Raw genomic sequence first — 23,678 nt, 5'->3', positions numbered from 1 at the left:
AATCAACCATCTTACCGCCCAACTCAACATGCAATGAGTGCAATGGCGTGCGCTTCGGTGTGGTCATCGTTCTAACCTTTCAATCAGCGGGACTGGTCGCGAACGACCATGACGGTGCAATGCGCGTTGCGCACGACACGGGCCAGGTTCGGGCCAATCTCATAATTCGGGAAATCGCCTTTGGTCGATGCCATGACGATCAGATCGAAGCCGTCCTTGTAGGCAAGCTTCAGGATTTCGCGGTAGACGCTGCCTTCTTCGATGTGGATTGCCACGTCGGAGGCATTGCCATGATCCAGAATGGCCTGAACAGCATTGCGCACGTGCTCTTTGGCACCGGCGCCATAGTTGGCGGGCAGGTTCGGCAGCTGGATGATCTCGGGGATGACGGCAACCGCGTGCAGTTCGGCGCCATAGAACTTTGCCTGTTCCAGCGCGACTGGCAGGGCATTTTTCCACGAGCGGTCGTCGGTGTGATCAATGGGCAGCAGGATTTTCGTGGCCATCACGTCTCTCCTCGAGATATGGAATTCTGTTTCAAAGGCGGGGGGCCGGGATGGCCCCCCGTTGTTCGTTCCGAGGTTATTCGGCAGGCGAGCCGCCAGGCTCTTCGGATTTGCCGCCCGAGGCGAAGAACTCTTTCGTCAGTTTGAAGACGATCGGGCTCAGCAGTGCCAGGGCGATCAGGTTCGGGATGGCCATCATGGCGTTCAGCGTGTCCGCCAGCAGCCAGATAAAGCCCAGATCCGCAGTTGCGCCGAAGTAGATCGCGATGATCCACAGGATGCGGTATGGCATCAGCGATTTGACGCCCAGCAGGAACTCGACGCATTTCTCTCCATAAAACGACCAGCCTAGGATGGTGGTGAAGGCAAAGATCGACAGTGCGATTGCGATCAGGTGACCGCCGCCCGGAAGCGAGGTTGCGAAGGCCAGCGAGGTCAGCGCCGCACCGGATTCACCCGAGGTCCACGCACCCGAAGCGATGATCGCCAGACCGGTGATTGAGCAGACGATGATGGTGTCGATGAACGTACCCAGCATCGCGATCAGGCCCTGGTTGACCGGACCTTTGGTTTCGGCTGCCGCGTGCGCGATCGGGGCCGAGCCCAGACCGGCTTCGTTCGAGAACACGCCGCGTGCCACACCGAAACGGATGGCGGCCCAGACGGCTGCACCCGCGAAACCACCTTCGGCGGCAGACGGGGTGAACGCATGGGTAAAGACCAGCGACAGTGCATGGCCGATGTTGCCGATGTTGATGATCAGGACCAGCAGACCCGCGATGATGTAGGCGATGGCCATGAACGGAACCAGTTTACCGGCAACCGCACCGATACGGGTGATGCCACCCAGGATCACGGCTGCGGTCAACACCATCAGTACAACACCGGTGACCGAAGTGTTCACGCCGAAATTCGATTCCAGAACCTGCGCCACACCGTTGGCTTGAACACCGTTGCCGATGCCGAAGGCTGCGATGCCGCCGAACAGGGCAAATGCGACGCCCAGCCAGGCCCACTTCGCGCCGAGGCCGTTCTTGATGTAGTACATCGGGCCGCCGACGAAGTTGCCCAGCTCGTCCTTTTCACGGTACTTCACCGCGCAGACAGCTTCGGCATATTTGGTGGCCATGCCCACCAGGGCGGTCATCCACATCCAGAACAAAGCGCCCGGACCGCCCAGGAAGACAGCAGTGGCCACACCGGCGATGTTACCCGTACCGATGGTCGCCGACAGCGAGGTCATCAGCGCGTTGAACGGGCTGATTTGCCCTTCGCCCTGACCTTCACGGCCTTTGAACAGCAGGCTGAAGCCTGTGCCAATGCGCAGGATCGGCATGAATTTCAGCCCGACCTGCAGGAAGAAGCCGACGCCCAGAATGAGAACCAGCATCAGCGGCCCCCACACGACGCCATTAATGGCCCCTACGATTGAATTTAACGCTTCCATGGTATCCCTCCCATTTGCGTTTGGTTATGCCCCGGCAATGGCCCGTTGGCGGGCCTGCTTGAGGGCGGCAAAGTCTTCGTCCGCGTGGAACGAGGAACGGGTCAGCGGTGTGGCCGACACGTGCAGAAAGCCTTTGGAGCGTGCGATCTGCTCCAGTTGGGCGAACTCTTCCGGTGACCAGAACCGGTCAATCGGGTGGTGTTTGGGGGTTGGCTGCAGGTACTGACCGACGGTCAGGAAATCGACATTGGCGGCGCGCAAATCGTCCATCACCTGCCGCACATCGTTCATGCTTTCGCCAAGCCCGACCATCAGGCCGGATTTGGTGAAAATCTCGGGGTTGGCGCGTTTGGCATCGTCCAGAAGCCGCAGCGAGGTGTAATAGCGCGCGCCGGGGCGGACTGTCGGGTACAGATGCGGGACGGTTTCAAGGTTGTGGTTGAACACGTCCGGGGCGGCCTCGAAGACCACGTCTGCCGCATCGCCCTTGCCCAGAAAGTCGGGGGTCAGAACTTCGACCGTGGTGCCGGGGTTCTGATGGCGTACGGCGCGGATGGTCTGGGCGATATGCTCGGCCCCGCCATCGGTCAGATCATCGCGGTCAACCGAGGTGATCACCACATGGCGCAGACCCAGCTTTTTGACCGCCGCCGCAACGCGGCCGGGTTCGAACGCATCCAGCGCGTCTGGTCGCCCGGTCGCCACGTTGCAGAAGGAACAGCCGCGCGTGCAGACCTCGCCCATGATCATCATGGTGGCGTGACGCTTGGACCAGCATTCGCCGATATTGGGGCAGGCGGCCTCTTCGCACACCGTCGCCAGATCGTGGTCACGCATCAGGCGGCGGGTTTCGTAATACTCCGCGCTTTCGATCTTTTTGCGGCGAATCCACTTGGGTTTGCGCGGGATGACACTGTCGGCTTTCTTGGCCTTTTCAGGGTGGCGGGGGCGAAGCTGGATGGTCATCTGGCGGTTCCCTTTTAAGCGTGGATCGCGCGGCCCATGGCGTCGAGGCAGGCTTCCTTGACCGCCTCCCCCATGGCCGGGTGTGCATGACATGTGGCGGCGACCTCGGCGACAGTGGCGCCTTTGGTCATAGCCAGAACCAGCTCGGCGATCAGATCGCCACCATGGGCGCCGCAGATATGCGCGCCGAGGATTTTGCCGCTTGGATCAGCCAGAACCTTGACCGCGCCATCGGTTTCGCCGGTCGAGCGGGCGCGCGAGTTGGCCATGAAAGCAAACTTTCCGACCGAGTATTCAGCGCCTGCTTCCTTCAGCGCCTCTTCGGTCAACCCGACCGAGGCGACTTCGGGGTCGGTGTATACCACGCCCGGAACGGTGTTGTAGTCCACGTGACCGGCTTGGCCTGCCAGCATCTCGACACAGGCCACGCCGTCCTCTTCGGCCTTGTGCGCCAGCATCGGACCGGGAACGCAGTCACCGATTGCATACACGCCCGGAACAGAGGTCTGGAAGGTGCCATCGACTTCGATGAACCCGCGCTGACTTACAGTAACGCCCAATTCTTCCAGTCCCAGCCCACGTGTCACAGGGCGGCGGCCGACGGCGATCAGAACCTTGTCGGCCTCGATCACTTCTTCCTTTTCTTTGCCGACCCGATCCACAGTCAGCGTCAGCCCTGAGTCAGACTTTTCGACGGACTTCAGCGCACGACCCAGCTGGAACTTCAGCCCGCGTTTCGACAGCGCACGCTGTGCCAGTTTCGCGATCTCGCCATCGATGCCGGGCAGCACGCGGTCGAGATATTCGACAACAGTGACCTTGGCGCCCAGACGCGCCCAGACCTGACCCAGCTCCAGCCCGATCACACCGGCGCCGACGACGACCAGATGGTCGGGAACGGTTTCCAGGGCAAGCGCACCGGTCGAGCTGAGGATGTCCTGCTCGTCAATCTCGATCCCGTTCAAAGGGGTCGGTTCCGAGCCGGTGGCGATCAGGATGTTCCTGGCCTCATAGGCCTCATCACCCACCTTGACCTGACCGGCGGCAGGAATGCTGGCCCAGCCTTCGATCAGGTCCACGCCGTTTTTCTTGAACAGGAACGCGATGCCCTTGGTCAGGTCACCGACGATCTTGTCCTTACGGCCCATCATCGCGGGCACGTCGATGCTGGCCCCCTCGACCGCAATGCCATGGGAGGAGAGATGTGCAAGTTCGGCATATTTGGCCGAGGAGGTCAGCAACGCTTTGGAGGGAATGCACCCCACATTCAGGCAGGTTCCACCCAGTGCCCCGCGTCCTTCGACGCAGGCTACTTTAAGCCCCAGTTGTGCCGCGCGGATGGCAGCAACATAGCCGCCCGGGCCGCCGCCAATGACAATAAGGTCGTAGGTCATTTCTTGGTCTTTCAGTAGATCGGGTGGCTTGCGCACAGGGCGCGGACTTTTTCGCGGGTCGCTTTTTCGACGGCCTCATCGCCGTTGGGCGACTGCGCCAGCGCATCCAGAACGTCACCGATCAGGTGGCCGATCTGCTTGAACTCCTCGGGGCCAAAGCCACGGCTGCACCCGGCGGCGGTGCCCAGGCGGATGCCGCTGGTGATAGTGGGTTTTTCCGGGTCGCCGGGTACGCTGTTCTTGTTGCAGGTGAATCCAGCCCGCTCCAGCGCGGCTTCGGCGTCCTTGCCAGTCACGCCGATGGGGCGAAGGTCGACCAGCATCAGGTGGTTCTCGGTTCCGCCGGATACGATGTCACAACCGCGCGCCATCATGACATTGGCCAGAGCCGCCGCACTGTCGACCACGCGCTGCATGTAGTCTTTGAACTCGGGCTTCAACGCTTCGCCAAAGGCCACAGCCTTGCCTGCGATCACGTGCATCAGCGGGCCACCTTGCAGGCCGGGGAACACGGCCGAGTTGATCTTTTTGGCCAGCGCCTCGTCATTGGTCAGGATGATGCCGCCGCGCGGTCCGCGCAGGGTCTTGTGGGTGGTCGAAGTGACCACATGTGCGTGACCGATGGGCGAGGGGTGCAGGCCGGTGGCAACCAGCCCGGCGATATGGGCCATGTCGGCCAGCAACCAGGCGCCAACTTCATCAGCAATGGCACGGAAGCGGGCAAAGTCGATCTCTTGCGAATAGGCCGATGCGCCGGCAATGATCATCTTGGGCTTTTCGGCTTTGGCCAGCGCCTCAACTTGATCGTAGTCGATCAGACCGGCCTCGGTCAGACCGTATTGAACCGGGCGGAACCACTTGCCGGATTGCGCGGGCTTTGCGCCGTGGGTCAGGTGACCGCCAGCATCCAGTGACATGCCAAGGATCGTGTCGCCGGGGCTGAGCAGCGCCAGCTTTACCGCGCCGTTTGCCTGCGCGCCCGAATGCGGCTGCACGTTGGCGTATTCACAGCCGAACAGCTGCTTCAGCCGCTCGATCGCTTCGACTTCGACCTCATCCACATATTCGCACCCGCCATAGTAGCGGCGGCCGGGATAACCTTCGGCATACTTGTTGGTCAGCACCGAACCCTGCGCCTCGATCACGGCCTGAGAGACGATGTTTTCGGATGCGATCAACTCGATCTGTTCGGCCTGACGTGTGCCTTCGCGCGCAATCGATGCAGCGATCTTCGGGTCGGCCTCGGCCAGCGACGTCTTGAACATAGTCTCCTCCTCCTCTTCGAATCCCCGGTTCGAGAATTTGTTTCCTATAGTGGAATTAGTTCCCCTAAATCAACAAAAATCTCGTATTCGTAAAGTTGCGTGCGAATAGGGGAACGTGTAACTTGCGGTAGAATAGGGAGATTTTCATGGGCGAAGACCAAAGGAACGAAGCCTCAGCACCTGAGGAACTGGATGAAGGCGCCGCTTTGGGGCGCTCGATCCGGGATGCGCGGCGGGAAAAAGGCTGGACGCTGGAAGAGGCCGGACGCGCGGCGGGAATCGGGCGTTCCACCTTGTCCAAGATCGAAAACAACCAGACAAAACCCAGTTTCGAGATCGTACGACGCCTGACACAGGCGCTGGATCTGAACCCGCCGCAGCTGTTTCTGCAATCTGGTCAGACGGGTATCACCGGTCGACGGGATTATACGCCAAAGGGGCAGGGTGAATTTCGCGAAACCGCAACCTATCTGCACGAGCTGCTGTGTTCGGACCTGACCAGCAAGCGGATGCTGCCCTATGTGGCGACGATCCGGGCGCGCGACATTTCCGAGTTCGACCCGTGGATTCGCCACTCGGGCGAAGAGTTCATGTATGTGCTGAGCGGTGAGCTGATCTTTATTTCGGAACACTACCGCCCGCTGCCGATGAAGGCGGGGGACTCACTCTATTACGACAGCAGCATGGGGCATGGATGTGTGTCGACCAGCAAGGAGGACGCGCAAGTTCTTTGGGTGTCGTTGGAGTAATCCGAGGATAGGGACAATCCGGGGCATACACTGCCCCGGACCCCGTTATGCTTCCCAGGTCGCGATCGGGTCGCCCAAAAGGTCGCGATTGACGGTGACGCCGAGGCCGGGCGCATCGGGCGGCACAACGCCGCCGTCCTTGATCGGCGCGTCGAAGCTGCCGGTTTGAACCGTCACCATGTCCCGCGGGTCGAGGACACAACGCAGCAGCCGCTCGGGCACGGTGGCCCCCATGTGAAAGATTGAAGCGGCGGACAGGGTGGAGCCGACGGTATCCTGTACGCTGATCGTCAGACCGGCGGCCCGGCAGATATCACGATGGCGGCGTGCGTGGGTCAGGCCGCCCGCCTTCGATATCTTCAACCCAATCCCGTCCGCCACGTCCAGTGCCACCAGTTTCGAGATGTCACCATCTTCCTGCGCCAGCTCATCAAGGATGATCGGTACATTGCATCGCTGGCGCAACGAAAGGGTCTCGCGCCAGGTGGCGCAGGGGGCCTCGAGCACGAAATCCAACCCGTCCGGCAGCGCGCGGAGCATCCGCAAGGCGGTCTCGGGGATCAGCCCGCCATTGGCATCGACGATGAAGTATTCGCCCGGCTGACGATCCGCCAGCGAGGCTGCGATACGCTCGGCGTCCAGTTGCGGGCCGCCTTCGCTGTCCAGTGCCCCGACTTTCACGGAATGGCCCATATAGCCCATCTTGCGGTGCTCGGCGACACGCGCGCGCATGTCTTCCGGGGTGCCCGCATAGATCGAACTGATCGTCGGAAGCCGGTTTCCCGTGCTGCCACCCAACAGTTTGTAGACCGGCAGACCTACGGATTTTCCGAACATGTCCCAACAGGCCAGATCGATGGCGTTTTTGGCGTGGTTGTGCCCCAAAAGCGCCTCGTCCATCGCGTCGTTGATCCGATCCACATCGCGCGGATCGCGACCGATCAGATGCGGGGCAATCTCTTCGATCCCGGCCCGCGCGCCACGGGCGTGGGCGGCGATGTAATTGGGGCCGAACGGGGTGCTTTCGCCCCAGCCTTCGGTGCCATCGTTGGCGGTCAGGCAGACCATGACACTGTCAAACCCGGTATAGACGCGACCGCCAGACAGCTCGTAACTGCCGCCGGAATAGGGCAGGTGCAGCTCGAAAAGGTCTATTTTTCTGATCTTCATCGATCACTCCTGCGGCGGGATCAGCACAAGCTGGCCGGTGTGTTTCTTGGCCAGAAAGTCCTCTTGCGCGGTGGCGATGTCGGACAGCGGGTAGGTCTTGGCCACAACAGGGCGGATTTCGCCGGCCTCGATGTATTTCACGAGGTTTTCGAACACGATGTCTTCCTGGAACGTGCAGCCGTACAGTGTCAGGTCTTTCAGGTAGAGCGTGCGCACGTCGATCTCGCAGATCGGCCCGGCGATGGCCCCCGCAGTGGCATAGCGGCCACCTCGGCGCAGCACGTCCAGCAGGCTGGGCCATTGTGGGCCGGCCACCAGATCAACCACCACGTCAATCGACCCTGCGCCCAGTTCGGCAACCAGATCGGCATCGCGGTCCAGAATACGGTCAGCCCCTAGCGCCCGGACAGCCTCGAACTTAGCGGGGGAGCAAAGCGCGATGACGGTGGCACCGCGTCGCTTGGCCAGTTGCACAGCAGCGGAGCCCACGCCGCCCGAGGCGCCGGTGATCAGAACCGTTTCGGCCCCGACATTTGCGCGGTGCAACATGCCTTCGGCAGTGGAATAGGCGCAGGGGATCGCGGCCAGTTCGGCATCGGACCAGTCACAGGCAACGGCGTGGGTCTCTTGCGCGGGGGCCTTGCAGTATTGAGCGAACCCGCCGTCGCATTCGCTGCCGATGGTCCAGCATTCATAGGGGCGGTAATCCACATAGGTCCGCAGCATGTTGCGCACGATCACCCGCTCGCCGATGCGGGCGAGGTCCACGCCCTCGCCAACAGCGACGACATGGCCGCAAACATCGGCGCCCTGGATGCGCGGGAAGGTCAGCGGTACGCCCGACCAGCTTGCGTCATCGTCGTCAACCGTGTCGAACCCTTCGGCCCCGCCTGTTTCGGTATCAGCCGTTACGGCCTTGGAATACCACCCAATGCGCGTGTTGATATCGGTGTTGTTCACACCCGCTGCGGCGACGCGGATCAGCACCTCGCCCGGCCCCGGCTGCGGCGTAGGCACGTCGGCGCGATAGTCCAGTTTGTCGATGCCGCCATGGCCTGTCAGCAGGACGGCTTTCATTGTTTCGGGGATCATCTCAGCCTCCGAAAGACGCAACGGGTGCGCCAAAGAGGGTCTCGTTAGGGGTCACACCCAGACCCGGCCCAGTTGGGCGTTCGATGTGGCCGCCCACAATCTGGATGCCGTTTTCGGCGTCGTAGTTGCCTTCGATATAGGGCGCGGCCAGCCAGACGCCTTCGCACAGTTCAGGTTTGACGGTTGCGCCGATCTGGGTGCAGGCGGCGGCGATGATGTCGCCGCCCCAGCTATCGTCGCAGGTATGCGGCAGGTTGCGCGCCTCGCAGATATCGCGGAAGGCGCGCATATGGGTCAGGCCGCCAATGCGCGTGACCTTCATGCCAAATCCATCCACCAGACCGGTGCCGGCGGCTGAAATAACCGTGTTCAGATCGACGCTGTTTTCATCCATGTAGATGCCGTGGCTGACCTGCGGGCGGATCTTTTCCAGATCCTGCACGGTGTTGCAGGGCTGCTCCATGATGAAGGGCACATACGGCAATTCCCGGCTGACGCGCAGGGCGTCGCGGGTTGTCCAGCCGCGGTTGCCATCCACCGCCAGACGCATACCAGAGCCTTTGACGACCTCCCAGACCTTGGTGATCACCTCGATGTCGATCTCGACCGGGCGACCGCCGACCTTGACTTGCAGGCGCGGATAGCCTTCGTCCAGTTTCTTTTTGGCCAGTTTTGCAATGTCATCCGGCGTGCCGACGCCGGTGGCGTAGTACGACGGCACTCGGTTGGTCACTGCGCCCCCCAACAGGTCAGCGGCATTGACGCCCAGCGACTTGCCGAAAAGGTCATAGGCAGCGATATCCAGCGCGGCCTTGGCATAATTGTGGCCGGTCAGCAAAGTGTCCATCTTGCGGCGCAATGTGCCCGGTGTTGCCTCGGCGCCGATCAGCCCTTCGGCCATCACCTTCAGTGCAGCACGCGCGCCGTCCGCATGAGCCTCGGCATAAGTTGGGCCGACCGGGCAGGTCTCGCCCCAACCAACATGACCTGTGTCCGACACCAGTTTGACAAGGGTGGTGTCCAGTGCCCAGACCGCGCCGCTGGCCATCGTATAGGGGCCATTCTTGACCGGCAGGTCATGGGAGTAGATGTGGATTTCCTTCAGTTTCATGTCGGGGCTTTCTGTTGGTTTGAAGGGGTTATTCAATGCCCGCCGCAGCCAGGATCAGGGCTGCGGTCTGGAGTGTCTGGCGGCTGGCCCGTTCCGGACCTATCAGGCGGGCGGCTTCGGTCAGGCCTTCGTGCAGAACAAACATCTGGTCGACCAACGTGTCCGCATCACAATCCGGAGCGACATCAAGAAGCCGACGGCGAAACTGTGCCCGCACTTCGGACTTATGTGCTTCGACCGCTGCGCGTATCGGGGCACTATCGGGGTAAGCGGACAAGGCATTGCGAAACAGGCAACCGCAGTTCGATATCCCGAACAGCCAGTCGGACAGCCGTTGAAGAACATGGACAACACGCGCCGCGCCGTGCTCGGGGCCTTCGCCGATCCAGTCTGAATAGGCCCGATCTCGATGCTGCAGCGCGCCGACCACCATCGCCTCGCGGCTGGGAAAATACTTGTAGAGGGTTCTTAGCGAAACATCCGCGCCCGCGCGCAGAGCTTCGACGCCGGGTCCGGCAAACCCCATTTCCTCGAACTGACCATGCAGACGGGCGGCAATCTGGTTTTTCATGTCGATCATGAAAAAGTGGTAGAGTGATCGCTCTACCGCGGGCTTCACCAAAACCGACGTGTTTCACGGCGGTGGCGACATGACGCCGGGCCGGCAATCAAAGTAATCGTTCGGAATCAATTGAGCACAGAAATTCCGCAGAAGTCGAAAAAGGGTCCGTTAAAAATGCTCTAAGCCACCAATAAGGCAAGGAAATTCAGGTGGTTTCAGCCAGCCATTGAAACACAAGATTGGCACGATCAGATGCAGTGTTGTGGAGCGCGACGTAGAAGTCCAGCGGTGAGGAGATCGCCTGCGGCAGCAGACTGACCAGCTTCCCGGATGCGACAAGCTCGGACGTCAGTCCTTCCCATCCCAGCACGGCCCCCATGTCGTCCTGAGCGGCCTGCAGGGCAATGGTGTAATTGTTGACGCGATGTGCCGAGTTCAAAGGCCCGTCGTAGCCCAATTGATTGGTCCACTCGCGCCAATCCGTCCACCCCGTTCCCGGCGCATCAAGATGAATCAAGGGGACGCGCGCAAGGTCCTGGATGCCAGTAATGCGGTTCTGTTCCAGAAACCGAGGGCTGCCGAGGGCCATGATGCGGTCGCGGAACAGAACATGGTGGTTCGCCTTCTCTTGGGAGGCGTCGCCATAGAAAATGCTGAGATCGCATTTCGATGTATCGAACCCCAAGTCCGTGACCACTTGCGTCACCGATATATGGCCGTAACTTTTCCAGAATTGCGCCAGTCGCGGCGTCAGCCAAAGCGAACTTACAGCCGTGCTTGACCGAATCGTCACGCCGGATCTGTCATATTGCGACCGCAGCTGCTGCAAGGCCTCACTGATACCTTCTAACCCGCGCTGCAGGGCGACCAGCAGGTAGGCCCCGCTTTCTGTCAACTCAACCCCGCGATGGTGACGACGAAACAACGAGCAGTTCAGCTCTTGCTCTAGTGATTTAACCTGGTGGCTGATTGCCGCAGGGGTCACGTTCAGCTCTGCTGCGGCCGTTTTGAAACTGACATGGCGCGCCGCAGCCTCGAAGCTGATCAATGAACCAAATGGGGGAAGTTCATATGGGCCTTTGGGCAAGGTTCTCTGACCTGTAGTGGTTGATTTTCCGTGTTTTACCTAAGAACATGTCGTTCTTGGTTTAGCTCAGGTAACTCAAAGTGAATTTTTTTGCAATTGCCTATTGGTCAACTGACCGCAATGCTAGCCCTCAGCATTCGGGGAGGTGCCTGTCTCAGGCAGCAGGGTCGTACATGGTGACGTGCTTGCCTGCATTCCCGGACGAACCCGGCTTCAACGACGTGTCAGAAGGTCCGGGTTTCTGCCGGTTTTCGGCGCAAGTTAAGGAGTCGATTGAATGAAGTCGCATGCAAAAGTTGTGGTTGTCGGTGGCGGGTGCGTTGGGGCATCGATCCTTTATGGCCTGACCGAACATGGGTGTTCGGACGCGGTCATGCTGGAGCGTACGACGCTGACCTCGGGATCGACCTGGCACGCAGCAGGTCTGCTGGTGACCTTTGTGCGGTCGCACAATGTGTCGAAGATGACGATGGAAACCATCCGTATCTATTCCGAGGTTGAGGAAAAGATGGGTGCCTCGGTCGGGCTGCGTAAAGTGGGCCAGCTGCGCGTCGCCAATACCGAGAAGCGCTGGGATGAGTTTCAGTCCTACATTTCGATCGCCGAAGCTGCAGGTGTGCCTTGCAAACTGGTGACGCCGGAGGAGATCGCTGAAATCCACCCTCTGCTGAATCAAAGCCCCGACATTCGTGGCGGCATCCTGCACACCGAAGACGGCTATGTGAACCCGGCTGATATCACCATGGCGCTGGCCAAGCTGGCGCGGGATGCGGGTGCGAAGGTTTATCAGAATACCGAAGCGCAAACTTACGAAAAACTGGACAATGGCCACTGGAAGGTGACCACCAACCAGGGCGAGATCACCTGTGAACACCTGATCTTTGCCACCGGCAACTATGCCCGCGAGAACGCGCGCCGGGTGGGGCTGGACCTGCCCTGTATTCCAATCGTTCACCAATACTGGACCACCGAAACCGTGCCGCTGCTGAAAGAGCGTCGCGCGCAAGGCCTGAAAGAATTCCCAATCCTGCGCGACGAGGATTACGGGGCTTATCTGCGCGAAGACGTCGGTGGCATCCAGTTCGGTCCCTATGAGTTCACCAAAGACCTCAAACTGTTTGCCGAAGACCGCGTGCCACCGGAATTTGGCGCCGACCTGCTGCCCGAAGATTTTGACGCGGTGGAAACCCAGTGGGAGCGCGCCATCGAACGCGTCCCGACGCTGGGCGAGGTCGGCATCAAGGCCAACACCCGCGGCCCGTTCCAGATGACCCCGGACGAGCTGCCTCTGGCCGGCCCCGCGCCGGGGCATGAGAACCTGTGGTTGGCCGAAGGTATGCCGGGTGGCATCCTGTGGGGCGGCACTGTGGGCAACCGTCTGGCCAAGTGGATCGTCAATGGCGATCCGGGCATGGACTTGTCGGAACTCGATCCACGCCGCTTCTCGGACTATGCCTCCAAGCGCTGGACCATGGACAAGGTGCGCGAAACCTGGGGTACCCATATGGACGCGCATGTTCCGGGGGAAGACTTCCCCGACGCGCGCCCGATGAAAACCATGGGTTCTTACGATCTGCTGACAGCGCAAGGCGCGGTCTGGACCAGCTTCAACGGCTACGAATTCCCCCGCTGGTTCGCCAAGTCTCCGGAAGAGGCCATTCCCGAGCACAGCTTCCGCCGCACCGACCACATGGAGCTGGTGCAGGAAGAAGTGCGCCGCACCCGGGAAGAGGCTGGCTTCATTGAAATGTCGCCGATGACCAAGTTCACGGTGCGCGGACCGGGCGCTGCCAAATGGCTGGACGGTCTGATGGCGAACAAATTGCCCAAGGTGGGCCGTATGACCCTGTCGCTGATGTTGAACGACAAGGGCGGCATGGATGCGGAATACACCATCGTTCGCTATGCCGAGGATGACTTCTATCTGATCTCGACCCCGAACTGGCGCGCCTATAACTGGGATCAGATGCAGCGCCTGCTGCCCAAGGACGGCTCGGTCATCATGGAGGATATCTCGGAACAGCTGGGCGTGATCGCCCTGGCCGGTCCGAACTCGCGCGAGATCCTGTCGAAGCTGACGGACAACGATCTGTCGAACAAAGCCTTCCCGTGGCTTTCCGCGCAGATGGGCGAAGTGGGCTATGCCAAAGGTGTGCACCTGCTGCGCGTGTCTTATACCGGTGAACTGGGCTGGGAACTGCACCACCCGGTTGGCTACAACCGTCACATTGTGGATCAGTTGCTGAAAGCAGGCGTGAAACCGTTTGGGCTTGAGGCGCTTGAATCCATGCGGCTTGAGAAATCCTATCGCGCCATCAACCGCGAGATTTGCAAGGACATGACCCCGTACGAGGCCGATCTGGGCCGCTTTGTGGCCATGACCGAAAAAGTCGGTGGTCAGGTTTGCGAACGTGACTTCATCGGCAAGGCGGCGCTTCTGGCTCAGAAAGAGGCGGGCGGGTATAATGTTCTGGTCACGCTGAAACTGCCGTTCTGCGATACCTCGGTCATGTTCGATGAGGGCGTTTATGCCGATGGCAAACTGATCGGTCGCGTCACTTCGGGCGGGTTCTCGTATTACTGCAACCACGACATCGCGATGGCGTTGGTGCCGCAGGACATGACCGCACCTGGCACAAAAATGCAGGTTCTGGTGCACAATGAAATGCGTGACGCCGAGGTGATCGATGTCTGCGCCGTTGACCCAACCAGCGCCCGCGCCCGCGCCTGATTCGGAGGGGATGCAATGACACAAGCAAGAGCACGTTCTGGCCGGGGTGGCCGCGCAGCACGGGTGCAGGCCCGCACCAATCCGCCACCGGTTTACCTGCCGACCCTGAACCGCAAAATCGGACCGATTGATCTGCTTGGCCCCGACGGGGTCGAGAAGATCCACAACGCAGCCATGACGATCCTGGAGACCACCGGTATCGAATTCCGTGACCCTGTGGCCCTGGCTGACTGGAAGAAATACGGTGCCGATGTTCAGGGAGAGAGGGTCCGTATTGGCCGGGACATGCTGATGGACCTGATCTCGGCGGTTCCGTCGGAATGGAGTTATGCGGCACGCAATCCGGATCGTTCGTTGCAGGTCGGCAACCGGAACTCCGTTTTCGCGAACGCCTATGGCGCCCCGTTTGTCTATGGGCTTGATGGCGTGCGCCGTCCGTCGATGCTGGAAGACGCGCACAACTTCTTCAAGCTCAGCCAGATGAGCCAGTCGATGATGGTTCCGGGGGTTCTGCCGGTCGAACCGCAAGACGTGCCCGTACCACAGCGCCATCTTGAGCTTGTCCACGCGGCGCTGACACTGACGGACAAGCCGATCAAGGGATCGGTGCTGTCGGAACAGGCTGCGCGCGACTCGGTTGAAATGACCCGCATCGTGTTCGGCGAAGAGTTCGTAGACAACAACGTGGTGATGGCCGCGCTGCTGAACTGCAACACGCCGTTGGTCTGGGACGAAACCATGCTGGAAAGCCTGCGGGTTTACGCCAGCGCCAACCAGCCCTGCCTGCTGTCGCCCTTCGTTCTGGCAGGCGCGTCAACGCCGGCCAGCCCGCAGGGTGGCGTGGCGCTGCTGATCGCGGAATCGCTGGCGGGCATGGCCTATAGCCAGATCATCCGGCGCGGCGCACCAATGGTTCTGGGCGTGGCGATCATGGGGGTTTCGATGAAGACCGGAGCACCGATGATGGGGTCACCAGAACCGGGGCTGATGAACCTGTTGGTTGGCCAGATGGCGCGCTTCTATGGCGTGCCGTGGCGGACCTGCACGATGTGGACCGGGGCGAAATCCCCGGACATGCAGGCGGCGTTTGATACGGCCAATACCATGTGGCCGGTGCTGTTGGGCGGTGCCAACTACATCGTGCATTCGGCAGGTTTTCTGGAAGGCGCGCTTGGGGTCAGCTACTCGAAATGGGTACAGGACACACGGCAGCTTGAGAACTTCCACCGGTTCTTCAGCGGGCTTGAGGATGAAAATCTGGACGCAATTCTGGATGACATTGCCGAGATCGGCCCCGGCGGACACTTCCTTGGAACAGACCATACCCGGGAAAACCCACTGCACATGAACCCGCTGCAGAACAATGACAGTTTCGAACAGTGGGAAGCAGAGGGGTCGAAGACCGCCGAAACCGTCGGCAACGAAGAGGCGCAACGCATGTTGGACAATTACGTCAAGCCGCCGATGCCGGATGATCAGCGCGGGGCACTTGACGAATTTGTTGCCAAGAAGAAGCTGGAATATCAGAACTCGTAACTGAAAACACGGGCGTGCAAGCGCCCGCCAGCCAGACACAAGGACAGGATGAGGAAAATGACTGACGCCCCGACGAAAACGCTCTCACTCGAAGAGGTGAAGGCATTGGCCAAATCCGTCCTTGTGTCCGCGGGCCTTGATGCACACAGCAGTGAAGTCATAGCGGATCTTGTGCGGATGTCCGAACGTGATGGCCCCCGCAGCCATGGGCTGCGCTTGCTGCCGGTATATGCGCAATATTTGTCATCGGGTTACGCCAACCCGATGGCTGCGCCGTCAATCCGCCGAATAGCGCCCGGTGTGTTACGTGGCGATGGCGACAACGGGTTCTATCAGGTAGCCGCATTGGCGGCACGGGCAGAGCTGATTGAGATGGCACGCGAGAACGGGATTGCGGCCTTTACATGCGCCAATTGCCACCATCTGGGCGCGCTGCGCTTTGACACCGGGCCGCTGGCTGAGGCGGGGCTTGTGGCGTTGGGCGTCGTGAACTCTTTGTCCATGGTCGTGCCGCAGGGTGGGGTGCGCCCGGTCTTTGGTACAAACCCGATGTCCTTTGCGTGCCCGCGTCCGGGGGGCGAGCCGATTGTCTGGGATCAGGCATCCTCGATGGTGGCTCTGATGGATATCAAGATGGCCGCGGCCGAGGGCCATGACCTGCCGCGCGCCGGGGGGCTGGATACCGATGGCCAGCCCAGCACCGATCCGAACGCCATTCTGGAAACCCGCAGCCTGCTGCCCTTTGGCGAACACAAGGGCGCTGCCATTGCCTTCCTGATCGAGGTGCTGGGTGCGGCGCTGGCAGGCGGCACCTTGTCGGTCGACAATCAGGAACGCGAGTCCTTTGAGGCCCTCAACATCAAAGGCGGGGCAACCCTTATCGCGATTGACCCGAGCCGGTTCGGCAACCCTGCATTCAACGATTACATCGCCCGCATCTGTGCCGAGATCGAGGGCAACGGAGCCGCGCGCGTGCCCGGTGATGGGCGGCTGAAAAACCGCGCGGCGACCGAAGCGAACGGAGTTTCGGTTGCGCCGGACCTGCTGGCACAGTTGCAGACGCTGTAGGAAAGGTCGCAGGACATGCCTGAATTGGTGGTGATCGGCGGTGGCGTCGTAGGTATTTCCTGCGCGTTGGCTTTGCAGGCCGAGAGGTTCGATGTCACCGTCATTGAGCCGGGTCCGGTGGGTGAGGGGGCCAGCTGGGCCTCATGTGGATGCATCGCCGTGGGCGAGATTGTGCCGCTGTCGCAACCAGGGATGCTGGCGAAAGTTCCGGGGTTGTTGATGCATCCCAAAGCGCCTTTGACATTGCGCCCGAGCTCGGCCCTGCGATTGACGCCGTGGTTCGCCCGATTTGTCGCCAATGCGCGCCCTTTGAAAATGCGGGCCATTGCGGCCGATTTGGCGCGGCTGACCTTTCTGGCAACTGCGGATTTCAAGGCGCAATTGGCTGATATCGGGCGCTCGGAACTGTTGGTGGAACGCCCTGTCATCAAGCTGTTTGACGGGGATGACGATCGCGCCAACATGGCCGCTGCCTTTGATCTGGCGCGCGAGTTGGGGTGCTCGATCGAAGAGGTCAGCGGCGGCGACGCACATGACATCGACCCGGCCATCGCGCCGGATTTCAAGTACGCTGCCCTGCTGCGCGACTGGAGTTTCGTGACCGAACCGAAGCGGCTGGTTGAGGCGCTGCATGAAGCCTTCTTGAATCGTGGGGGAACGGTCATCTCTGGCAGTGCAGTCGGCTTTGACCGGAACGGCCGCCAGATCACGGCCGTGAAGCTGCAAGATGGCCGTACCATTGCCGCCGACGAGTTTGTCTTGGCTGCGGGCACGCGGTCTCGTGATCTGGCTGCGGAGCTGGGCGTTCCGCTGCAGATAGAAGGCGTCATCGGTTATTCCACGGCCTTGAAGAACAGCGGAGTCGACCTGTCTCATACCGTGTTCTACGCAAAAGGCGGGTTCGGCATCACGCCTTACGACGGCGCGCTTGCTGTCGCGGGGACAATTGAGTTCGCCGGGGCCGAGGCGCTCCCAAACTGGAACCGTGCGGATATTCTGGTTGAAAAGGCACGGCGGGTTCTGCCTGGGCTACAGACAGGCAGCGCCGAACGCCGGTTCGGACGGCGGCCGCTGACACCTGACACTCGTCCGATCATTGGTCGCAGTGGAAGGTTGGCGAATGTCACCTTCGCAACGGGCCATGGGCAATTGGGTTTGACGCTGGGCTCAACAACGGCCCGGCTGGTGGCAGACGAGATTGCAAACCGGCAGTCGCCAATCGACATACAGGCCTTCAGCCCGGATCGCTTCTCGGGGTAGCCCGCCGTCGGCAATTTTGTGCGGCGTGACCCTTTCGACAACGAAAGTCACTAATCCCAAGCCCTGTATTGATTTTTTCCAAGGCGGCGGGTAGCAACGCGTTCTGTTTCACCCCGAACCCCACGGAAGTCCAATGTAACGCTTGCGCACATATCCAATCATTCAACCTGACCATTCTGGCCGGGTGATTTTGTGCGACTTCATTACATTGTGAGACAGTTATGGAAATCTACAAATACCCGCGCACGCGGCACATTGAAGGTTCGCGCCTTCAGGTCGGCGATCTTGCGGATGACAAACCAATCAGAGAATTGGCGGGCCAGAATCTGATCGTCGAGGAAAAGCTCGACGGGGCCAACGCGGCCGTTTCGTTTGACAAAGACGGAAACCTGCTACTGCAAAGCAGGGGGCACTTTCTGTCGGGCGGCGGCCGAGAGCGCCACTTTGCGCTGTTCAAAACCTGGGCGGCGGCACATGCACATACGTTCCTGCCTGTGCTTTGTCAGCGCTATGTCATGTATGGCGAATGGATGTATGCCAAGCACACGGTCTTTTACGATCGCCTGCCACATTATTTCATGGAATTCGACGTACTTGACCGTGAAACTGGCGTGTTTCTGAGTACCGCAGCGCGCCGTTCCCTGCTGGCAGGATTGCCGATCATGCCCGTGCCCGTCGTGCATGAAGGAGAGCTTGCGTCTGTCGATCAACTCAACGCCATGGTCCGACCAACGCCATACAAATCGAACGATTGGCGGGATGCTTTGGCGAGGGCGGCGGTCCAGTCAAACAGCCGCCCTGACATGGTCCAGCAGCAAACCGAAGACAGCGATCTGGCCGAAGGGCTGTACATCAAGCTTGAGGGCGCGGGTCAAGTGCAGGACCGGTTCAAGTTTGTACGTGGTGACTTCCATCAGGCGATCCAGGCGTCGGAGGGCCATTGGCATGATCGACCGATCCTGCCCAATGCGCTGGCCGACGGGATCGATATCTTCGCGCCGATACTTGGCGTGGAAGGAGCGTATGATGCGTAAACATGCAAAGCCCACTGTGACGCATCAACAGTTGTTGTCCTTGGTTCCGACCGGCCCGCTCTGGCGAGTCGATTGGGGTGCGATCTGGGATTTGTGGCCCGAATTGGCCGCGCTGGATGACTGCCCGCAAGATCCTGTTCACCATGCTGAGGGGGATGTGGGCACCCACACGCGGATGGTGGTTGAGGCGCTTGTCGCCGATGAAACCTGGCGGTTGCTGTCGCCAGACGCGCAGAGCTGTCTGTTCTGGGCGGCTTTTTTGCATGACATCGGTAAGCCCTATGTCACCAGGCATGAGGAAGACGGGCGCATTTCCTCTCGCGGTCATTCGCGAGTTGGGGCGTCCGTCGCTCGGCAGCTACTATGGCACGCAGGAACCCCATTTGCGTGGCGCGAGGGGCTGTGCGGCATCATCAGCCAGCACCAATTGCCGTTCTGGCTGATCGAACGGGATGATCCGCAGCGGCTGGCCATCGAAACATCCTGGCGTTGCCGTCCTGATCTTCTTTGTCTGCATGCCAGAGCGGATGCTTTGGGGCGCACCTGTGAGGATCAGCAATCGATATTGGACAGCGTTGAACTTGCTGTCGCAACGTTCGAGGAGGCAGGGTGTCTGAACCGCCCGTTTCCTTTCGCAAATGACGAAAGCCGAGTGTCCTATTTCGATTTGCCGGATCGTGATCCGCACTTTGCGGCGCATGAAGAGTTCCGCTGTAAGGTGACGGTCATGTCAGGCCTGCCGGGCGTGGGTAAGGATACCTGGATCGGCAACAATCGACCCGACCAACCCGTTGTCAGCCTTGATTTGATCCGCCAGGAGTTGGGCGTTTCGGCAACGGACAATCAAGGGCAGGTCATCCAGGCTGCCCATGAACGCGCGCGGACGTATTTGCGGGCGGGCAGGGGTTTTGTCTGGAACGCTACGAACGTCACGCGGCAGAACCGATCACGGATTTTGCGGCTCCTGCGGGATTACAACGCACGGATCGAGATCGTCTATCTCGAGGTGGACCCGGAGCAGCTTTCCCAGCAGAACCGAAACAGACCGGACGCAGTTCCGGATGCTGTCATCGACCATTTGGCGAAGAAGCTGGAGCCGCCCGAGGCCTGGGAAGCACACCGCGTCACAATAGTGGCTTGAGTGGCCTTTCTGCCACGGCGCTGTTGCGCTTTGGTAACAGGGGGGTTGTGCCTGTATCCAAAACACTTTGCAGGAATCGGGGCGGTTCAGTAAACGACACTCTCCATCCGGTCCATTGGACCCAAATCGTAACCCCAAACAGGAAAGGGACATACATGCTTAATCGTCAATTTGCCCTTTCGGGGCCGATCAACACCTAAGCTGAAATCAGGTCAGGTTTGATCCAGTTCGTCGGCGCCTGGCCGACGTATCTTTTTACGTATTTTGGGTACTATCTCATGGGCAATTCTGTCTTGGATGGTCGCGCACCTGCTGTGTCCAGCGGTGGCATCATCACGAAATTCTATACATCTGCGGCCTGGATCGACGGACGGGCCGAACAACAACTTGAAGAGATCGCCGGCTGGGCCGGAGTGCGAAAAATAGCGGCGTTTCCCGACCTGCATCCCGGTAAGCACGGGCCGGTCGGGTGTGCCGTCCTGGCGGATCGGATTTTCCCGCAACTGATCGGCAACGACATCGGCTGCGGCATGTCGCTGTTCCAGCTGGACTTGCCTCTGCGCAAGCTGAAGCTGGAAAAGGCGCTGCGGCGGATGCGGGTTCTGGGAGAGCCTTCATCACGGGACCATCGAGGGCGTCTTGAGGAAATCGACCTGCCCCCGGATCAGTTTGCCGCTTCTCTGGGCACGTTGGGTGGCGGTAATCATTTTTGCGAAGTGCAGACCTTGGCTGACGCCGACGGATGCGCCGTCCTCGATAAGTCGCGGCTTTTTTTGCTGGTGCATTCCGGGTCGCGCGGGTTCGGCTCTGCCGTTCTCAATGCTTTGCCGCAGGATGCCTTCTCAGGCATGGCCCCTGATAGCGCAGAGGCGCGGGCGTATGTGCAGGATCACGACAGGGCGGTCCGCTGGGCCAGCCTCAATCGCCGGATCATTGCTGAACGCGCGTCCGAAGCGCTGCGTGCCGATCTGACCCTGCTGGTGGATGCGCCGCATAACCTGCTGGAGCAGCACGTCGACGGCTGGCTGCACCGCAAGGGTGCCGCTGTCGCGGGGTCGGGGCTTGTGCCCCTGGCCGGGTCGCGGGCAAGCGCCAGCTATCTGATGTCTTCTGCGGATCATGGCGATGCGCTGAACAGCCTCGCCCACGGTGCGGGGCGGCGATATGACCGGTCCTCAATGCATGGCCGTGTGCGTGCAAAACAGTCCGATATCGAAGCCATGCAACGCACGCCCTACGGGGGTCGCATCCTGTGCGAGGACCGCGATCTTCTGATCGAAGAGGCGCCCTTGGCCTATAAATCGGCCACGGCTGTTGTCGAGGATCTGGTGCGCAAGGGGGCTGGGCATTGTGTGGCAGAGTTCCATCCGCTTTTGACGTTCAAGAAAACACGCGAGCGGAGGTGGTCATGACTGCGGCTGGACACCTTACCCTCTTGATCACCAGTGGCAGCGGTCCTGCAGAATGCCAACAGGCCGTTGCGGGTGTGCTGAACGCGATGCGCCACGAGGCCAAGCTTTTCGCCGTGGATTTCGATGCAAGCGGATCGTCCACAAAACACGGGTTCAAATCGGCCGTTGTATTGCTTGGTGGTGCGGATGCCGAGGCCTTCGCCAGCCGGTGGCGCGGTACAATTCGGTGGAGGGCAAAAAGCAATCTGCGCCCGCAGCACAAACGCGCCAACTGGTTTGTCGGAGTGTTTGACCTTACCGCGCCCGCGCTGGCACCGGATCGGTTTCATGAGCGAGACGTTACGTTTGAGACCTTCCGGGCAGGTGGGCCCGGCGGGCAGCACCAGAACACGACGGACAGCGCAGTACGTGCGGTGCACGGACTGACCGGGCTTGCGGCGGTTGCGCGCGAAGAACGCTCGCAGCATCGTAACAAGTCACTGGCCTTGGCGCGCCTGCGACAGTTGCTGGCCGCCCGGATTGCAGCGGACGAAGTTGCGCAGAAGGCCGCCCGAAACCAACTGCACCACGCATTGGAGCGCGGCAATCCGGTGCGCTGCTTCAAGGGCCAAGGTTTTCGCGAAGAACAGGTGGGCTAGATGGAAACGTTCGATCAACTCCTGTCCAACGCTGTGGCAAGCGATTTCTTCGCGGGTGGTCTGGCGCTTGGAGCCTTCGGCGTGGTGGCGGCTTTTCTGTGTGTTGCTCTGATCGGGCTTTATAAAGCGGTGACCAGGCGCCTCTGGGTCAGCCTGACCTTGGACAACCGGAGCGCGGCCTATCGCCATTTCTGCCTTTGGATGGACCACAACAACATGCTAGCCCGTTCCCGGCACGTGCGTATGACGGACAGCAGATGGGCCAGTGGCACCAAGGGCTATGCGCCAGCTCCAGGACGGCATTGGTTTTTCTGGCGCGGGCATCTCTGCCGGTTGGAACGTGGCATCAACGAAAAGGCAAAAGTGGGCGCGTCGCACAACCAACGGCCAATGGAGGTGCTGCACGTTACCGTCCTGTTCGGGACAGTACAGACCATGCTCGATTGGATTTCAGAGGGGCGGCGGATCGCTCGGAGCAAGGACCGGATCGGCCCCGGCCTGTACACTTTGAAAGGGGATTACTGGGACCATGTCGGCGATGTGCCGCGCCGGTCCATTAATACCGTGCTAGAGGACGACAACCACATCCAGACAGTGCTGGACGACATGCGCTGGTTCTATGGTGCGAGCGACTGGTACGCAGCGCGCGGTGTTCCGTGGCGGCGGGGGTATCTGTTCCACGGCCCACCGGGCACGGGCAAATCCAGCCTTATCCGGGCGCTGGCGTCAGAGTTGCGGCCCAAGAGGGGCGGGCGTTGGTCATGACGACAAACCACAAGGAAAAGCTGGACCCTGCCGGAACAGTCCCGTTCTGCCGTTGAGGCAGTAGAAGAGGCGCTTGCAGAATACCTGTTCTCTGTAACAGTGCAGATCCGGTAAGCGACGGTGGATCGAGGTAAGGGGTGCTGATCTCGGTACCCTTTTTCCTGATCACAAACATACCCACAGCACCGCCTTCGATTGGCGAAGAAACCCCGGTTTCATATCAGCTTAGGGCGGTGAGTATTCAGCATCGTTGCAGATGAAACGATTTTGAATTACGCTAAACGGAACATGCAGCTCGATTCTTTTTTTCCCTATCGATTGGCCGTGGCGTCCGAAGCTTTCTCACGAAACCTGACAGACGTCTACGAGCGTGAACTGGGCCTGTCGCGAGAGGAATGGCGTTTGTTGTTTCTGCTGGCAAACGCAGAAAGTGTCACCTCCCTCGACCTTGCGCGCCGCACAACCCTGGACAAAGTGCAGGTCAGCCGGGCCGCAAAGCGGCTTGATGAAAAGGGGCTGATAATTCGCGAGATTTCAGACACGGATCGTCGAATCCGTGTCTATCGCTGCACGCCCGAAGGGCTGCGTGAGTTTCAGCTTTTAGAGCCGAAGGTGCGGGAACGGGCCAATCGTATGCTGGACGCCCTGACCCCCGAGGATCGCGAGGCGCTGGAGCGGGGCATAACGGCGCTGATGAAGGTCGCCAAAACCGACTGACAAAAAGGGCAGAGACCGAAGTGACCT

21 protein-coding genes are annotated in these 23,678 nt (G+C 60.4%); 11 read left to right on the top strand and 10 right to left on the bottom strand.

Going from position 1 to position 23,678, the window contains the following annotated elements; all coding sequences use genetic code 11:
• Window positions 1-83 precede the first annotated feature (83 nt).
• From GOX63_RS22440 to glyA, 5 genes are all read right to left on the bottom strand, one after another.
• Window positions 84-506, bottom strand: a complete 423-nt coding sequence (locus tag GOX63_RS22440; RefSeq protein WP_170328709.1) for a universal stress protein — start codon at window positions 504-506, stop codon at window positions 84-86.
• Window positions 507-582: 76 nt separating this feature from the next.
• The gene (locus tag GOX63_RS22435; RefSeq protein WP_170328708.1) at window positions 583-1,953 is read right to left on the bottom strand and encodes an alanine/glycine:cation symporter family protein; all 1,371 of its coding nucleotides are present in this window, start codon (window positions 1,951-1,953) and stop codon (window positions 583-585) included.
• Window positions 1,954-1,977: 24 nt separating this feature from the next.
• A complete protein-coding gene (gene lipA, locus GOX63_RS22430) occupies window positions 1,978-2,919 on the bottom strand; it encodes a lipoyl synthase (protein ID WP_170328707.1) in 942 nt (313 codons plus the stop codon).
• A 14-nt stretch (window positions 2,920-2,933) separates the two neighbouring features.
• Window positions 2,934-4,313 carry a dihydrolipoyl dehydrogenase gene (lpdA, locus tag GOX63_RS22425; protein WP_170328706.1) on the bottom strand — a complete coding sequence of 460 codons (1,380 nt, stop codon included), beginning with the start codon at window positions 4,311-4,313 and terminating at the stop codon, window positions 2,934-2,936.
• Between the two features lie 11 nt (window positions 4,314-4,324).
• Window positions 4,325-5,578 carry a serine hydroxymethyltransferase gene (gene glyA, locus GOX63_RS22420; RefSeq protein ID WP_170328705.1) on the bottom strand — a complete coding sequence of 418 codons (1,254 nt, stop codon included), beginning with the start codon at window positions 5,576-5,578 and terminating at the stop codon, window positions 4,325-4,327.
• A gap of 146 nt (window positions 5,579-5,724) precedes the next feature.
• Here glyA and GOX63_RS22415 point away from each other — a divergent pair, with 146 nt between their 5' ends.
• Complete coding sequence (locus GOX63_RS22415; protein WP_170328704.1) at window positions 5,725-6,327, top strand: helix-turn-helix domain-containing protein; 603 nt, start codon at window positions 5,725-5,727, stop codon at window positions 6,325-6,327.
• 45 nt (window positions 6,328-6,372) lie between these two features.
• Here GOX63_RS22415 and GOX63_RS22410 read toward each other — a convergent pair whose 3' ends face one another.
• The 5 genes from GOX63_RS22410 to GOX63_RS22390 form a co-directional block, all read right to left on the bottom strand.
• On the bottom strand, window positions 6,373-7,497 hold the full coding sequence (locus tag GOX63_RS22410; protein ID WP_170328703.1) for a mandelate racemase/muconate lactonizing enzyme family protein: 1,125 nt from the start codon (window positions 7,495-7,497) through the stop codon (window positions 6,373-6,375).
• Window positions 7,498-7,500: 3 nt separating this feature from the next.
• Entirely contained in the window at window positions 7,501-8,589 is a 1,089-nt protein-coding gene (locus tag GOX63_RS22405) for an alcohol dehydrogenase family protein (protein ID WP_254436073.1), read from the bottom strand.
• A gap of 1 nt (window position 8,590) precedes the next feature.
• Window positions 8,591-9,700 carry a mandelate racemase/muconate lactonizing enzyme family protein gene (locus GOX63_RS22400; protein WP_170328702.1) on the bottom strand — a complete coding sequence of 370 codons (1,110 nt, stop codon included), beginning with the start codon at window positions 9,698-9,700 and terminating at the stop codon, window positions 8,591-8,593.
• Window positions 9,701-9,728: 28 nt separating this feature from the next.
• Complete coding sequence (locus GOX63_RS22395) at window positions 9,729-10,280, bottom strand: TetR/AcrR family transcriptional regulator (protein WP_170328701.1); 552 nt, start codon at window positions 10,278-10,280, stop codon at window positions 9,729-9,731.
• Window positions 10,281-10,467: 187 nt separating this feature from the next.
• Window positions 10,468-11,349, bottom strand: coding sequence for a LysR substrate-binding domain-containing protein (locus GOX63_RS22390; protein ID WP_170328700.1), 882 nt, complete (start codon window positions 11,347-11,349; stop codon window positions 10,468-10,470).
• A 277-nt stretch (window positions 11,350-11,626) separates the two neighbouring features.
• Between GOX63_RS22390 and GOX63_RS22385 the strand changes: the two genes are divergently transcribed.
• The 10 genes from GOX63_RS22385 to GOX63_RS22340 all read left to right on the top strand — a co-directional run bounded on the left by GOX63_RS22385 (window position 11,627) and on the right by GOX63_RS22340 (window position 23,651).
• Window positions 11,627-14,080 carry a GcvT family protein gene (locus GOX63_RS22385; RefSeq protein ID WP_170328699.1) on the top strand — a complete coding sequence of 818 codons (2,454 nt, stop codon included), beginning with the start codon at window positions 11,627-11,629 and terminating at the stop codon, window positions 14,078-14,080.
• A gap of 15 nt (window positions 14,081-14,095) precedes the next feature.
• Window positions 14,096-15,616: a trimethylamine methyltransferase family protein gene (locus tag GOX63_RS22380; RefSeq protein ID WP_170328698.1), complete on the top strand. Its 1,521-nt coding sequence runs from the start codon at window positions 14,096-14,098 to the stop codon at window positions 15,614-15,616.
• A gap of 57 nt (window positions 15,617-15,673) precedes the next feature.
• Window positions 15,674-16,684, top strand: coding sequence for an Ldh family oxidoreductase (locus GOX63_RS22375; RefSeq protein ID WP_170328697.1), 1,011 nt, complete (start codon window positions 15,674-15,676; stop codon window positions 16,682-16,684).
• Window positions 16,685-16,699: 15 nt separating this feature from the next.
• Window positions 16,700-17,944, top strand: a complete 1,245-nt coding sequence (locus tag GOX63_RS22370) for an NAD(P)/FAD-dependent oxidoreductase (RefSeq protein WP_170328696.1) — start codon at window positions 16,700-16,702, stop codon at window positions 17,942-17,944.
• 221 nt (window positions 17,945-18,165) lie between these two features.
• Entirely contained in the window at window positions 18,166-18,978 is an 813-nt protein-coding gene (locus GOX63_RS22365) for an RNA ligase family protein (protein ID WP_170328695.1), read from the top strand.
• Window positions 18,971-20,119: an AAA family ATPase gene (locus GOX63_RS22360; RefSeq protein WP_170328694.1), complete on the top strand. Its 1,149-nt coding sequence runs from the start codon at window positions 18,971-18,973 to the stop codon at window positions 20,117-20,119. Before GOX63_RS22365 ends, GOX63_RS22360 begins: the two co-directional genes overlap by 8 nt.
• A gap of 278 nt (window positions 20,120-20,397) precedes the next feature.
• Window positions 20,398-21,531, top strand: a complete 1,134-nt coding sequence (locus GOX63_RS22355; protein WP_170547263.1) for an RNA ligase RtcB family protein — start codon at window positions 20,398-20,400, stop codon at window positions 21,529-21,531.
• Window positions 21,528-22,169: a peptide chain release factor H gene (prfH, locus tag GOX63_RS22350; RefSeq protein ID WP_170547260.1), complete on the top strand. Its 642-nt coding sequence runs from the start codon at window positions 21,528-21,530 to the stop codon at window positions 22,167-22,169. The genes GOX63_RS22355 and prfH overlap by 4 nt, the downstream gene beginning before the upstream one ends.
• Window positions 22,170-22,934 carry an AAA family ATPase gene (locus GOX63_RS22345; RefSeq protein WP_170328691.1) on the top strand — a complete coding sequence of 255 codons (765 nt, stop codon included), beginning with the start codon at window positions 22,170-22,172 and terminating at the stop codon, window positions 22,932-22,934.
• Between the two features lie 288 nt (window positions 22,935-23,222).
• Window positions 23,223-23,651, top strand: coding sequence for a MarR family winged helix-turn-helix transcriptional regulator (locus GOX63_RS22340; RefSeq protein ID WP_170328690.1), 429 nt, complete (start codon window positions 23,223-23,225; stop codon window positions 23,649-23,651).
• Window positions 23,652-23,678 lie beyond the last annotated feature (27 nt).

Source organism: Ruegeria arenilitoris (assembly GCF_013031355.1).
GTDB classification, from domain to species: domain Bacteria; phylum Pseudomonadota; class Alphaproteobacteria; order Rhodobacterales; family Rhodobacteraceae; genus Ruegeria; species Ruegeria arenilitoris_C.
Note: the sequence above shows the minus strand (reverse complement) of the source record. Positions and strands in the feature narration are given on the sequence as shown.